The organism is Thioalkalivibrio sp. ALJ1, assembly GCF_000745395.1.
Classification (GTDB): domain Bacteria; phylum Pseudomonadota; class Gammaproteobacteria; order Ectothiorhodospirales; family Ectothiorhodospiraceae; genus Thioalkalivibrio.
The window spans coordinates 2,007,230-2,020,702 of record NZ_KN050684.1 but is presented as its reverse complement, the minus strand read 5'-3'; the positions used below and the strand labels follow the sequence as shown (position 1 = coordinate 2,020,702).

Here is a 13,473-nt window from a genome sequence, read left to right as displayed (position 1 = left end):
GACAGACCTGATCCCATCGCGTATCAACTGCCGATCGTCCCACCAACAATCTCCTTGCCTTCCCAACTTCCTGTGAACCGCCCTTAGCCCTTCGCAGCGCTCTCTGTGCGCTCTTGCTCTGTGGTGAAATCGAGCTGCGTGATCATCAGAGCGAGACGACGCGGTTGCGACCGGCTTCCTTGGCCTGGTACATCGCTTCGTCGACGCGGCGAGCGAAGGTCTTGGGGGTATCTCCGGGCCGCATATCCGTGACGCCGAAGCTGGCGGTAACCGAAATCGGACACGACGTCTTCATCGCAGCGACGGTCTGACGGAGCTTTTCGGCCATCGTCGCCGCGCCCTTGCAGGGGGTCTCCGGCACCACGATCATGAACTCCTCGCCACCCCAACGCCCCAGGGCATCAGCTTCGCGTAGTGCCTTGCGCACGGTGTCGGCGAGCTTTTTGAGCACCTCGTCGCCGGTTTCATGACCGTAGTCGTCGTTGAAGTCCTTGAAGTGGTCGATGTCGAACATGATCAGTGACAGCGGCCGCCCGTAGCGCCGGCTGCGCTCCATCTCCGTCTCCAGCGTATCGCCCAGACTCAGACGATTCGCCAGGCCCGTCAGCCAGTCCGTATGGGCAAGACGGCGGACTTCGTCCTCCATACGCACCCGGTCGGTGATGTCCTTCCCGATCGCCACGAAGTGCGTAATCTGGCCCCTTTCGTTAATCACCGGGTTGATGGTCTGCTCAAGATGAATCAACGAGCCGTCGTGGCGCCGGTTCACAAATTCGCCCCGGAAGGCATCGCCACGTTTCAGGGTCTCCCACATCTCCTGATAAAAGGCATCCTCCTGCTGGCCCGATTTGAACAGACGCGGATTCTGCCCCAGCACTTGGTTGCGGCTATATCCAGTCTGTTCTTCAAAGGCCACATTCACGTATACGATGTTGCCCTGGGGGTCGGTGATCAGCACCGGGTCTCCCGCCACTTCCAGGGCGGTGGAGAGCAGGCGTAACTGATCGTCTCGTTCCTGGTCCTCGGTTTCATCACGCTGGACAGAAACAAAGTGGGTTACCGCACCCGTGTCGGCGGCGTAGATGGGGGAGATGTGCAAACTGACGACGTAGCGGCGACCCTCGCGGGTATAGTTCACCGTCTCGCCGTCGTAGGAATGGCCTTGCTCCAACGCCGCACGTAATTCGTGCCGGAATTCTTCGCTGGTCTCCGGCCCTTGTAACATCCGCGGTGTCTTGCCCAACACGTCATCCCGGGAATATCCCGTGATCCGTTCGAAACCGCGATTCACGTAAAGAATCCGCGGCCCTTCATCAAGATCTGCATCGGTGACCAGTACCCCGTTGAGAGAGTGCTCAATTGCCGTCTCCAGCAGACGCAGCTTCTCGTAGCCCTCGATGGATGGAACGGTCGTCATGAGTGGGGCAGCTCCGGTTTAACGGCGAACGCAGGCGCGCCGCAGGACGGGTTTCCAAATGTAGTGCGAGTTCACTCGTCTACGGAGGTTCCCCAGGACGATGAAACCGGTGCTGCGTCGCGGTCAGTCCATGTCGGCCATTTCCAGGATCGAGCCAACAATGTCACTGGTGGTGACGATGCCTTCGAGCTCATTGCCTTTCAGCACCACCAGGCGGCGGATCCCCTGACTGACCATGAGTCGTGCAACGTACTTTACGTCCATCTCGGCGGGCACGGTAATCACCGGCTTGGTACAGACATCATAGACATTGGAGAGATCAATATCGCCCTCTTCCGCCACGATGGTCTTGAGGATCGTGGTGTAGGTAATGATCCCATAGGCATCGTGGGCGTGCTGCTTGTCCACCACCAGGGACTTCACTTTGTGCTTGCGCATCAGTTGCATCGCCTCGCGCAGGGGTGCCAGCGGCGATACGGTGATGACGTCGGACTTGAGGATTTCGCGTACCAGCATGATGTTCTCCCTCAAAGTTCTTCCTTGACCTGTTCCTGGAACTGTTCGATCTGGTTGCGCCCAATACCGGCCAGATGGGCGACATCGACCGTGAAGGCGATCCCCCTGGGATCATTGGCCAGATCAAGCTCTTTCGAAATGGCCTTGAGCACACCCAGGGCCACCTTTTTTTCCAGCACCCACAACAGTACGGACTGGCTACCCTCGTAGGTCATACCGAGAAAGGTCTTGCGCGCCTCGGCGCCAATCCCACGGCCATCCATGATGGTGACACCACCCGCGCCCGCCTCCTTGGCCGTTGCGATCGCACGCTCCTCCAGGTCATCGGACAAAACCGCCACCAGTGCGGAAAATCTCATTGCTATTCCTCCTGCTGCTCGTTGCGAGCCAGCCAGCGTTCGTAAAGGTCCACGGCAATGGCATAGAGCATGACCGTGACGATCGGGAAGATCGAGGCGAAGGCGATCAGGCCAAAGCCGTCGATCAGCACATTGCGGTCTTCCAGGTGGGTCGCCAGGCCGATCCCCAGCGCGGTTACTAGCGGCACCGTCACCTCCGACGTGGTGACCCCACCGAGATCAAACGCCAGTGCCACAATCTGCTTCGGTGCCAGGATCGTCAGCACGATCACCAGCAGATAGCCGCCCATGATGTAGTGATGGATGGAATCGCCCGCCAGGATGCGATGAACCCCAATGGTGATCCCGATCGCGACCCCAAGCGCTACCAGGATTCGGATCACATTGCCCCGCAGGGAGCCATGCGCCGCCTCCTCCGCCTTCTGGCCGATCGCAATCAACGCCGGTTCCGCCATCGTTGTGGCAAACCCAATGGAAAACGCAAACAGATAGACCCACAGGAACAGCTCGTTGGTGATCAGCTGCTCCGCCATGCTCTCGCCGATCGGGAATAGCCCCAGCTTCAGCCCGACCACAAAGGCATACAGGCCCAGCACGACCAGCGCAAACCCAAAGATCACGCGCGGGAGATAGGGGATACGCTTGCGCAGCACGAAGTACTGGAAGACCACGATCACCGCGATAATGGGGGCCACGTCACGAAGCATCAGCAACAAGTCCATGCCCATCGCCGACAGCCAGTGGCGCTCGCCCTCACCCGGCAGGGCCGTATCCGGGTCCATGGCTTCCGCCTCACCGCCTGCAGGGGCCGCGATATCCGCTCCGGAAAATACGATGATCCCGTAGATCTGCACCGTGATCATCGGGACCATCACCGCGAGCGCGACCAAGCCAAAACCATCCCGTAGCGGGTTGCGCCCACTGATCGACGCCGCCAGGCCCAGCCCCAGGGCCGCAATGAGCGGCACCGTGACGATATTCGTGGTGACCCCACCCGAATCGTAAGCCAGGCCGACAATCTCCTCCGGGGCAAAGAAAGTCACCAGGACCACCAGCACGTAGCCGCTCAGGATGTACCAGTGCAGCGGGTGTCCGAGCACCGTGCGCAGGATACCCAGCGCGACCACCGCGCCCACCGACAGGGCGACGATCATGCGCAGCACGAAGCCTTCGATCCGACCCTCGCTAATCAGCTCTGCCTGCTCCGCCACCGCAATCAGCGCCGGCTCCGCGATCACCGTGGAGAAGCCCAGCGTGAATCCGAAGGCCATCAACAGAAGCAGTGAGCCGCGCCGCGCCAGCGCGTTCGACAGGTTCTTGCCAATGGGGAAGATCCCCATCTCCAGACCCTGCAGAAACAACGCCACGCCGAAGACCACGATGGCCAGGCCCACCACCATGGAGAGCAAGCCATCCGGCACGGTTTGCAGCACAAGTGCCTGAAACACCGCGACCACGATCACAATCGGGGCCAGATTGCGCGCGGCATGGCCTAAGGTGTGAAGGAAGTTCATGCGCTCCTTTTCCGATCCCGGCTTGCTCCGGTTACGCACGCCCGGAATCTATTTCCGGACCCGCGGTCGCAGTATCCATGGAATCCCTAAATACACCCTATCGCGCCGTCGTCATCGGTGCCACGGGCGGCCTTGGCGCCGCGTTTGTCGAGCACCTGGAGCAGGACCCGAATTGCGCACAGGTGGTCGGGCTTGGCCGTCAAAGTACTCCCCCGGTGGACCTGCTCGACGAGGCCAGTATTGAACAGGCCGCGATCTGGCTACGCGAACAGGCCAAGGAATGGGACCTGATCCTGGACGCGACCGGCATCCTGAACATCGATGGAAACGGGCCGGAAAAGCGGCTGCGCGAGATCAATCCTGCGATCATGGCCCAGTCATTCGCCATCAACGCAATTGGCCCGGCCCTGCTGTTCAAACACCTCGCACCCCTGCTCCCTCGCAATCACAAGGGCGTGCTGGCCACCCTGTCAGCGCGAGTAGGCTCCATCGAGGACAACCACCTGGGCGGCTGGATCAGTTATCGCGCCTCCAAGGCCGCGCTTAACCAGATCGTGCGTACCACGGCCCTGGAGCTGCGTTTCAGCCACCGCCAGGCCGTGGTCATCGCCCTTCAGCCCGGCACCGTTGCCACATCGCTTTCCGAACCCTACCGGGCGCGGGCACCGGAAGTGCTTACTCCTGCGTACTCGACCGGGGAACTGCTCAAGGTCCTGGACAAACGGAACGCCGAGGACTCCGGACGTCTCTATGACTTCGAGGGCCAGCGCCTGCCATTCTGAACAATCGCCGCCCCAAATGATCTGCATCAACGTTTCCTGATACAGCTGGCGCATTATGCCTCCAAACGATAACCCCTTGGAGGCATTGAAATGCGAAGCACCCTGACCTTCCGCTCCCTGGCCCTGGCGGGCCTACTAGCCCCAGCCGCACTGCTTCCGGCCCACGCCACCGCCGCCAATGCCGACGTCTCCGCTGGTGATTGGCTGCTGCGTGGCGGTCTGACCTATATCTCTCCGAAGTCGGACAATGGGGAGCTAACAGACAACGACCTGGGCGTGGATGTCGGTTCCAGTACCCGCCCAACCGGCACGGTCACCTACATGATGACCGACAACCTCGGTCTGGAGCTGTTGGTTGGTATCCCGTTCAAGCATGACATCGCACTCGATGGCTTGGGCAACGTGGGTTACACCCGGCACCTGCCGCCAACGCTGAGCCTGCAGTACCACTTCAACACCGGGACCGCATACCGCCCGTACCTAGGGGCTGGCGTGAATTACACCCATTTCTTCGATGAGACCACCCGGGGGGCACTGTCCGATCACAAATTGCGCCTGGACGACTCCTGGGGCGTCGCGCTTCAGGCCGGTATCGACCTGGCAGTTACCGACAATTGGTTTGTGAACGCCGAAGTCCGCTGGATCGACATCGAGAGCACCGCGCGACTCAACGGTGAACGGATCGGAACGGTCGAGATCGATCCTTGGACCTTTGGGATGAACGTCGGCTACCGCTTCTGAGCCGCAGCCCAAGCGAGGGCGACGTCGGGCTAAGCCCCCACGTCGGCAACGAGGCCGAGGACCCGCGCAATGCGGTCCTCGGCCTCTTGCGTTTCCAGACCTCGCGATCTCGCCACGCCCCAGACAGGCCCGGGCCAAGCTGGATCGCCCTCGAAACGCGCAACATGGTGCAGGTGCAGCTGCTCGACGATATTGCCCAGTTTTGCCACGTTCAATGCCTTGGGGGTAAAGACCTGCTCCATCGCCTGCGCCAGGGCGAAGGACTCTCGAGCCAGCTGGGCCGCATCTTCCCGACCCAGCGTGTGCAGTTCACGCACACCTGGCCGACGAGGGACCAGGATGAACCACGGATAGTCCCAGTGATCCATCAGGCGCACGCGAGACAGCGGCCAGTCCGCCACGGCCCAGGTATCGGTTTCCAGGCGGGCGTCCAGGACGAACTCATTGGTCATGCGCCAGCTCCTGCCATACCCCATCCTTGGACCAGAGCCCGGTCACGCGCTCACCATCCCCATCGGGGAGCAGATAACTGTAATGGGAACGATGGCGCAGCTCCGCAGCCACACTACGCCGCTCCGATGCATCCGCCCCGCTAATCACCACCAGGTTGGCATCGGGAACCGCCCAGGCACGCGCGCCTGAACCCGCTTCCAGTTCTGACTCCACCATTGTTGGGGTTGCGGGAAGGTCACGATCCGCCAGCCACTGGGCGACCGGTTCATGTTCACCCAGAAGGATGCGCATGCCCTCCATCTCATCGGCCTCCTTGGGGGCACGACCCAGCCAGGGGGCGACTTCCTCGACACCGGCATCCCCCAGCGCGATGACACGCACGTCAGGGTCCAGGGCCGCCTGGCGCAGGATCGCCGGCGACTCACTCGGAGCGAGGTGGCGAAATACCCGCCAATCCGGATCCACTGCGATGGCGAGTGGACGCTGGTCATGCTCGAGGGTGAACGACCGTTCAGCGGTCTCGAGTTCGACCCAATGCGTCCTGGTTCCCTCCTCGGTTTTGATCTCCAAGGGTACGCGCACAGACCACGGGTCCTGCTCGAAACGTTGCCGCAGCCGTCCCTCGACCCGCCAGCCTTCGCCTTGCTCGGCCAGGCGTAGATCGGTCAGTTCCAATGCGGGTGCGCCCGCACGGCGAACCCATTGCTCGAAAAACGCCCTCAGGTCCTCGTCCGTAACCCCATCGAAGGCATCGCCGAGGGCGTCCCAGTCCGCCTCACGGAAGCGCCATTCGCCAAAAAGCGCCCGGGATCCCTCCACCACGGACTCGCGCCCTACCCAGTCCTCCAGCATGGCCCACAACATGGCTCCCCGGTGATATCCCGCAATCCGTGCCGCCCCCGAGTTGCCGCCCCGGAAATCGCCATGGGGCCGGTCCTCGCTTTGGGGCAATGCAGCATAGTCACGCAGCCACTGACCGCGCTCCTCGCGACCCTCGCCACGTTCGCGTTTGAAGGCGTAGTCCGCCTGGTAGGTTGTAAGCCCCTCGGACCAGTTGCCACCCGTATCATCGACGTAAACACCGGTACCCCACCAGTTGTGAAGGACTTCATGCCCCAGTGAGGTATGCGGGATGAACGGCAGGGGAATGACCCGTTCCCCCAACAATGTGAAGCCGGAGAAGGCCTGTCCTACTGGTTGCGGACTGGCGGCGATCGTGAAGGTGTCGAACGGGTAGGCGCCAATTTGCTCACCAAACCGTTCGAGATACCCCGCCGCCTGCTCGCGGTAAATCTCGCCGAAGCGTCCTTCCAGCGCGGCCGGAAACAAGGTGCGTACTGATAGCCCTTCGATCTCGTGATCGGCGGCTTCCCACGGGCCCGTCGCAACCGCCAGGGCACGCCCAGCCGGATGCTCGAAGGTCGCCCGGTAACGCCCCCCATCCTCCTCTTCGTGGACACGGGATCCCGAGGCTACGCCCAGGTGGCCATCCGCGACATCCAGGCGAATACGGACCGGGTGCGGCTCTGAATCCGGACGCCGTGGGTACCAATCCGCACCGGGCGGCAGGAAGCCACCCTGCTCGCCCAGAAAGCCACCACCCGGGCGGGCCTGGCTGGGCGCAGACAGACGCGCGCCGTAGACAATCGCCAGCACACCGCCACCGGCTTCAGGTGGCTGTTCAAGTTCGATCCAGACCGCATCACTCCGGGAATATTCGATTGGATCGCCACCTTGGGTCACGGCGTCCACCGCAATAGCCGGATCCAACCGCAAACGAGCCAGAGAGGCCGGGTCCACTCGTGCCGGATCCACCTCGAATCGCCCTTCCATCCGTGCCTGGCTCGGGATCAGCTCGATCTGCAGCGTGACCCCCTCAAAATCCGCGTCCGCCACCGCCTTGCTGCCGACCAGCACGAGCACGACCACGCAGGTGATCGCCACACTCAATCGCATCCGCTAGTCCTCCAGCGGGAAGCGGGCGACCCGCTCCATCCGCTCGCCGTCGCGTTCGATCTCCAGTGGCAACCAGGTCCCTGGCTGCACGCTTTGGACCACGCGCTGAAGGTCCGCCACCGCCTGTAATGACCGCTCACCGGCCTTCAACACATGATCACCGGCTTGCAGACCAGCCGCCTCGCCAATGGAGCCCTCTTGCACGGCCTGAATGCGAATGCCCGGCTCGACCGGTTCGATCTGCACTCCCAGCATCCGCGACGAACGTTCGAAGCGTTCATCGGCTGGGACGCCAAAGACCGCACGCGCCAGATCCGGATCGGCGTTGCCACACGCTCCCGGCTCGCGCGGGAGCAGTACCGGTGACTCGGTCACACCCAAGTCGGCAAGCTGGTGCGGCACCCCGTACCCAAACTCCAGGTGCCCCGAGCCAATAATGGCCACGACCAACGGCGGCGAGTCCCCACCGGCCTCAATCCGATCGGCGATGGCGCCGGCCATCATCCGGTCCCAAGCAAGCTGCGTGGCGATAAACCGATCCCCATTGGGCCCCATACCGGAGGGATGGCGCTCCAGCACGGCCTGCAAATAATCGCGATACCCCGCACTGGCCTCCGCCGGGGCGGACACACCATCGCGCGCCTCCGCATCAAGGGCGTCCCAACCTTCGTGACCCAGTTGCCGAATCTTCTCACGCTCCAGATTCAACGCCAGCAAAGGCACGTCGTGCACCCGCGCGAAATGCAGGATCGGCCAATACAATTCGGGATCGAATCCCCAGTGCTTGTACCACTCGCTCGCGTCCAGAAAGGTATCCGGGTCAAGTTCGCCAGCGACCCAGGCATCCAGCACCGCCTGCTTGGAGCGCGGTAACATCTCCAGGCCAATCACCATGTCGGGCCGCTGACCGTGCAGCGCGGCCAGCGTGCCCAGCTGCCAGCGATGGTGATCCATACGATCATGCCGCTCGCCCAGCAGCACGGCGTCGGCAGTCGCCAGTTCCTTGTACAGCTCGGCGCTGTCCAGCACCTCGCCCGCGGGCGTGGCCCAACCGCCCGCAGGCGGGCACTCGCTCTCTGCCTGCACGTTGCTGACCATCAGGGCGCTCAGTAACGTGCCCACGGTCAACCCGTGTCGAATCCGCAAACCTGCGTGCATGTCCAACTCCTATGTTTCGATGGCAACCGGCCGCAGCACCCACGGCCGAAGCCAACAAACTTCCTAGGGAAACACTGATGAATGTACACACTCGCGTTGGTACCCCAGGTTTTCCGAGACAAGGCGCGTCGCGTAGCGGGTAGTGGTTCTACCCGCCCGTTTCTGATGGATTTGGGGCGCAACGCAGGATCGGGGAACCTGGGGTGCCAACCCCACAAGCGATTGAATGCAGGGGCTCGGCCGCCCGTTTTTGATAACAACGGGCGCGGGAACCGCGTTGCGGCTCCCTTGTGCAGAATGACTGCACGGCAGTCACCGCGCCTTGGTCGCACGCAAAAGCGACTCGAGCGCGAGCGTGTACATTCATCAGTTTTTCCCTAGAAGACCCCAGAGGGCATCGGACGTTCCCACGATGCCGACTGTGGGTTAGCCTGCCGCAATGACCAACCCCTCGAAATTCTCCGTTCGACCTGCGTGGTTCGATCGCACCATCGGCATCTTGAGATCCCTGATCATTTACCGTCGTCCGGGCCGACAGAAGGGGCTTCAACGCATGTATGCTCCATTCATCCAACCCGGCGATCTGGCCTTCGACATTGGCGCACACGTCGGCGACCGGACCCGCGCCTTCGCGGATCTCGGGGCGCGCGTGGTGGCCCTGGAGCCGCAACCGCAGCTCCTACCCTGGCTTCGGCGCGCCGTGCGGGGTCGTACGGGCATCGCCATCCGCCGCGAGGTTGCGGGGCCGCACCCCGGTTCCGCCCAGCTCCAGGTCAGCCGCCGGCATCCGACGGTTTCCTCGGCCTCGCGTACCTGGGTGCAGTCCCTGCGAACCCGCAATCGTAGATTCCAGCATGTGACCTGGGACGACGAGATTTCGGTCCCCATGATCACGCTGGATCAACTGATCGCAGAGTACGGCACACCGAGCTTTTGCAAGATCGATGTGGAGGGCCTGGAGGCCGAAGTCCTGCGTGGATTGAGTCAGCCGGTGCGGGCCCTTTCATTCGAATTCGTGGCCGGAGCGCTGGACATCACCCAGGACTGCCTGGATCAGCTCGCCGCGCTGGGTGAATACGAATACAACCTGATCCCCGGTGAACATCGGCAATACCACTTCGAGGCATGGCAGTCAGGGCCGGAAATCCTTGCCTGGCTGGAGGTAAACGGCGAGCGCCTGGGCTCGGGCGATCTCTACGCCCGCCAGATCAACGCTTGACGCCCCATCCACGACCGGCAAGGCTGACCGCATGAACGTCGACCCCCTTCCCTGGTGGCAGCACCACACCAGCGCCACGATTGCCGAGCTCGCCACCCACGATGGCGTCGCGATCCTGCCACTGTCGGCGATCGAACAGCATGGACCGCACCTGCCACTGGACACCGACTACCGGATCGGCCTGGGGCTACTGCAGGCGGCCTACGGACAACTGGACGACGCCCCGTCCCTGGCCATCCTTCCGCCCATGGCGATCGCCACCAGCAACGAGCATTTGGGCTTCCCGGGTACGCTGACACTGCAGCCCGAGACCGCCATGGCCGCCCTGCGCGACATCGGCATCAGCGTGGCTCGAAGCGGCATCCGCCGCCTGTTGATTGCCAACAGCCACGGCGGCAACACCGCGATCTGCGATCTGGTCGGCCTCGACCTGCGCCGACAACACAACATGCTGGTGGTCAAGCATCACTACTTTCAGCAACCGCTGCCGGCCGCGCTGGGCATCCCCGCGGAGGAACAGCACCACGGCCTTCACGGGGGCTTGCTCGAGACCGCGATGATGCAGGTTCTGGCGCCGCAGCAGGTACGCATGGAGGCGGCCGCCGACGCCGGCTCGCTAGGAACAACACTGGAGAGCGAACTCGAGATACTACAGCCCGAAGGACGCGCGGCCTTTTCCTGGATGGCGGGCGATCTCAACCCGACCGGGGTCGTCGGTAATGCCCGAGCGGCCACCCCCGAATTGGGCGCGACGCTGATCGCGCACTATGCCTCCAGCCTGGCGGCCGCCATTCGCGACACGGCCCGCTTTGACCTGACACATCTCGGAACGCTCTAAACCCGAGTCATTGCGAGCATCGCGCGGCAATCCTTAGGGAGACGCTGATTTAATCGCGCGTCCGCGCTCGAGCCGCTTTTGCGTGCGAACAAGGCGCGGTGACTGCCGTGCAGTCATTCTGCACAAGGGAACCGGAACGCCGTGCGCATGCCCGTTTTCGACAACAACGGGCGGACGAGCCCCTGCTTTCAATGGCTTGTGGGGTTGGTGCCCCCTGTTCCCCGATCCTGCGTTGCGCCCCGAATCCATCGAAAACGGGCGGGTAGAACCACTACCCGCTGCACGACGCGCCTTGTCTCGGAAAACAAGGGGCACCAACGCGGACGTGCGATTAAATCAGCGTCTCCTTAGGGTGTTCAGCTGGCTCCCCCGGAGATCGCCCCGGCGCTGCGCGCGTCGCGATGGCGGTTGGAACACGGCCGAGTTAGCCGCGCTCCGCCTCCGATGCCAGGAGTTCCTGCAGCCAGTGTCCACTGCGATCGGCCTTGGTGCTGAGATAGCGCAGATTGTGCGGATTCAGCTTGCCATGCACCGGCTCGCGCGCCACCACGTCGATGCCACCGGCGCGCATGGCCTCGATCTTGCCCGGGTTGTTGGTCAGCAACCGCACGGAGTCAATCCCGAGGAACTCGAGCATCTCCACAGCCGCGTCATAGCGACGGCCATCGGCCTCGAACCCCAGTTGGCAATCCGAGTCGATGGTGTCCAAGCCCGCGGTCTGCATGGTGTAAGCCCGCAGCTTGTTGGCCAGGCCAATGCCACGGCCTTCCTGGGCGAGATACAACAACACCCCCCCGCCCGATTCGTTGATGGTCTTCACGCCCAGTCTTAACTGGTCACCACAATCGCAGCGCAGACTCCCAAAAAGGTCGCCGGTCAGGCAGGCCGAGTGCAAACGCACCGGCACCGCATCCGGCCACTCGCGAGGCTCCCCGATCAGCACGGCAACGTGTTCCAGAATGCCGTTGCCTTCGCGAAACAGCATGAAGCGCGTGACCGGGGCATCCGCCAAAGGTACCGGGGCCTCGCTGACATAGGCCAGTTCCAGGCGCGGATGCTTCGCAACGGCGCGCGCCTCGTCTTCTTCCACGTCGAGGAACATTCCATCCGCCAGTGCGGAACGAATGGCTTCGGGAATGGGCTCGGGCACGGGGGCCGCGATCACCGCGGGCAGCAGGCGACCCGCGCGCACCAATTCGAGCGCGGCGACCTCGGCTGGCAGCGCCCGCATCACCTTCGGCTCACCGAGCGCGGCATCGATGTGTGCCGTCTCATTCGAGGCCTCAGGGGCGCTCGCGAGGGTAAACAGGGCCTCCGGATCGGTATCCGGCGCGAACTCCAGGGCTACGCCTTCCCAATCTTCCTGCAACGGCTGCGACCAGCCCATTGCAGAGGCCCGGTGCGCGGTTAGAATCAGTCGAGGCGCCGACCCGGTCATGTGGGTCAGGCGATCCAGCAAAACGGGGGTCAGACCCTCGACGGCCGCGACGAGTACACTCGATTGCGAACCACTCACCAGGACCGGATGGCCCCGGCGAAGATCAAAGATCCCGCGATCGGCGTTGTGCATCGGGTGCTTCCATACGGAGTTTTATTTATGACCAGCCCGCAATCCGCGAATTCCCCGACCGGGGTCCCCGGCTTGGCCGAGCAGGTGACGGACGTCGCTAGCCTACCCCAACTGACCGGTCGCGGTCCCGTAACCACGGAAATTGCGGCATGACAGCCTATCCCGTGACCGAAGAGCAGGCGTGGCGCTGGCTACTGGCGCAGCGCGACGATCCCGGCTGTTGTCCCCTGCCAGGGCCCCTTGCCCCCGGTGCACACGAGTTGCTGGATCTCTATGGCCCCATTGTGGAAGCCCCCAGTATTACCGTGGCCCAGCTCGGGCAAAGCCTGGACGGGCGCATTGCGACCACCAGCGGTGACTCGCATTACGTCACGGGGCCAGAAGACATCGAACGCCTGCACCGGCTACGAGCGCTGGTGGATGCCGTGATCGTCGGCGCCGGTACCGTGGTCGCCGATGATCCACGACTCACCGTGCGCAAGACCGAAGGCCCGAACCCGGTGCGCGTGATCCTGGACCCTGACGGCCGCATCCCGGCGGATGCCCATGTGTTCCAGTCGGCTGATGTACGCACGATCGTGTTGCACGCGGCCGGGTACGGGCCCTGCGGCCTGCCGGAGCATGTCGAATGCCTGGAGATGCCGACCGAGTCCGATGGGCGCTTCAGTCCCGCGCACATCCGCGGTCGACTCGCGGAGATGGGCCTGCATCGCCTGCTGGTCGAAGGCGGCGGACAAACCGTCTCGCGTTTCCTGGAAGCCGACACCCTGGACCGCCTGCACCTGACCATCGCGCCGATGCTCATTGGCTCCGGGCGCTCGGGTGTCACCCTGCCCGAGATCGACTCGCTGGAGCAGGCCCTGCGCCCGCCCTGCCGGATCTTCCGCCTGGGGGGCGACACCCTCTTCGACCTGGACCTGCGCAGCAAACCCTGACGGGCACGAAGCGGG

The 13,473-nt window shown here is 63.3% G+C and carries 13 protein-coding genes; 5 read left to right on the top strand and 8 right to left on the bottom strand.

All coding sequences use genetic code 11. The features are described 5' to 3' along the window. Positions 1-145: 145 nt before the first annotated feature. From F462_RS11855 to F462_RS11840, 4 genes are all read right to left on the bottom strand, one after another. Positions 146-1,417: a sensor domain-containing diguanylate cyclase gene (locus F462_RS11855; RefSeq protein ID WP_038054422.1), complete on the bottom strand. Its 1,272-nt coding sequence runs from the start codon at positions 1,415-1,417 to the stop codon at positions 146-148. A 123-nt stretch (positions 1,418-1,540) separates the two neighbouring features. Continuing rightward, entirely contained in the window at positions 1,541-1,933 is a 393-nt protein-coding gene (locus tag F462_RS11850; protein ID WP_018140514.1) for a CBS domain-containing protein, read from the bottom strand. Between the two features lie 11 nt (positions 1,934-1,944). Then, positions 1,945-2,292, bottom strand: coding sequence for a P-II family nitrogen regulator (locus tag F462_RS11845; protein WP_018140515.1), 348 nt, complete (start codon positions 2,290-2,292; stop codon positions 1,945-1,947). A gap of 2 nt (positions 2,293-2,294) precedes the next feature. After that, a complete protein-coding gene (locus F462_RS11840) occupies positions 2,295-3,806 on the bottom strand; it encodes a DUF1538 domain-containing protein (RefSeq protein WP_038054419.1) in 1,512 nt (503 codons plus the stop codon). A 77-nt stretch (positions 3,807-3,883) separates the two neighbouring features. On the opposite strand from F462_RS11840, the gene F462_RS11835 reads away from it, so the two are divergent. Continuing rightward, positions 3,884-4,588, top strand: coding sequence for an SDR family NAD(P)-dependent oxidoreductase (locus tag F462_RS11835; protein WP_038054416.1), 705 nt, complete (start codon positions 3,884-3,886; stop codon positions 4,586-4,588). Between the two features lie 90 nt (positions 4,589-4,678). Next, positions 4,679-5,329: an OmpW/AlkL family protein gene (locus tag F462_RS11830; RefSeq protein WP_038054414.1), complete on the top strand. Its 651-nt coding sequence runs from the start codon at positions 4,679-4,681 to the stop codon at positions 5,327-5,329. A gap of 29 nt (positions 5,330-5,358) precedes the next feature. On the opposite strand, the gene F462_RS11825 is transcribed toward F462_RS11830, so the two are convergent. From F462_RS11825 to F462_RS11815, 3 genes are read right to left on the bottom strand one after another with little or no spacing between them, the layout of a single operon-like run. Then, a complete protein-coding gene (locus tag F462_RS11825) occupies positions 5,359-5,781 on the bottom strand; it encodes an HIT domain-containing protein (RefSeq protein WP_038054411.1) in 423 nt (140 codons plus the stop codon). Next, positions 5,771-7,738 carry a M1 family metallopeptidase gene (locus tag F462_RS11820; RefSeq protein ID WP_038054408.1) on the bottom strand — a complete coding sequence of 656 codons (1,968 nt, stop codon included), beginning with the start codon at positions 7,736-7,738 and terminating at the stop codon, positions 5,771-5,773. The genes F462_RS11825 and F462_RS11820 overlap by 11 nt, the downstream gene beginning before the upstream one ends. Positions 7,739-7,741: 3 nt before the next feature. Further along, positions 7,742-8,896, bottom strand: a complete 1,155-nt coding sequence (locus F462_RS11815) for a ChaN family lipoprotein (RefSeq protein ID WP_038054405.1) — start codon at positions 8,894-8,896, stop codon at positions 7,742-7,744. Between the two features lie 439 nt (positions 8,897-9,335). Here F462_RS11815 and F462_RS11810 point away from each other — a divergent pair, with 439 nt between their 5' ends. Both F462_RS11810 and F462_RS11805 read left to right on the top strand, forming a co-directional pair. Further along, complete coding sequence (locus tag F462_RS11810) at positions 9,336-10,115, top strand: FkbM family methyltransferase (RefSeq protein ID WP_038054402.1); 780 nt, start codon at positions 9,336-9,338, stop codon at positions 10,113-10,115. Positions 10,116-10,146: 31 nt separating this feature from the next. Next, positions 10,147-10,953 (top strand): creatininase family protein, encoded by an 807-nt coding sequence (locus tag F462_RS11805; protein ID WP_038054399.1) that lies wholly within the window; start codon positions 10,147-10,149, stop codon positions 10,951-10,953. Between the two features lie 424 nt (positions 10,954-11,377). Here F462_RS11805 and ribA read toward each other — a convergent pair whose 3' ends face one another. After that, positions 11,378-12,523: a GTP cyclohydrolase II RibA gene (gene ribA / locus F462_RS11800; protein WP_018140524.1), complete on the bottom strand. Its 1,146-nt coding sequence runs from the start codon at positions 12,521-12,523 to the stop codon at positions 11,378-11,380. 149 nt (positions 12,524-12,672) lie between these two features. Here ribA and F462_RS11795 point away from each other — a divergent pair, with 149 nt between their 5' ends. Beyond that, entirely contained in the window at positions 12,673-13,458 is a 786-nt protein-coding gene (locus F462_RS11795) for a RibD family protein (protein ID WP_038054395.1), read from the top strand. The last annotated feature ends 15 nt before the right edge of the window (positions 13,459-13,473 follow it).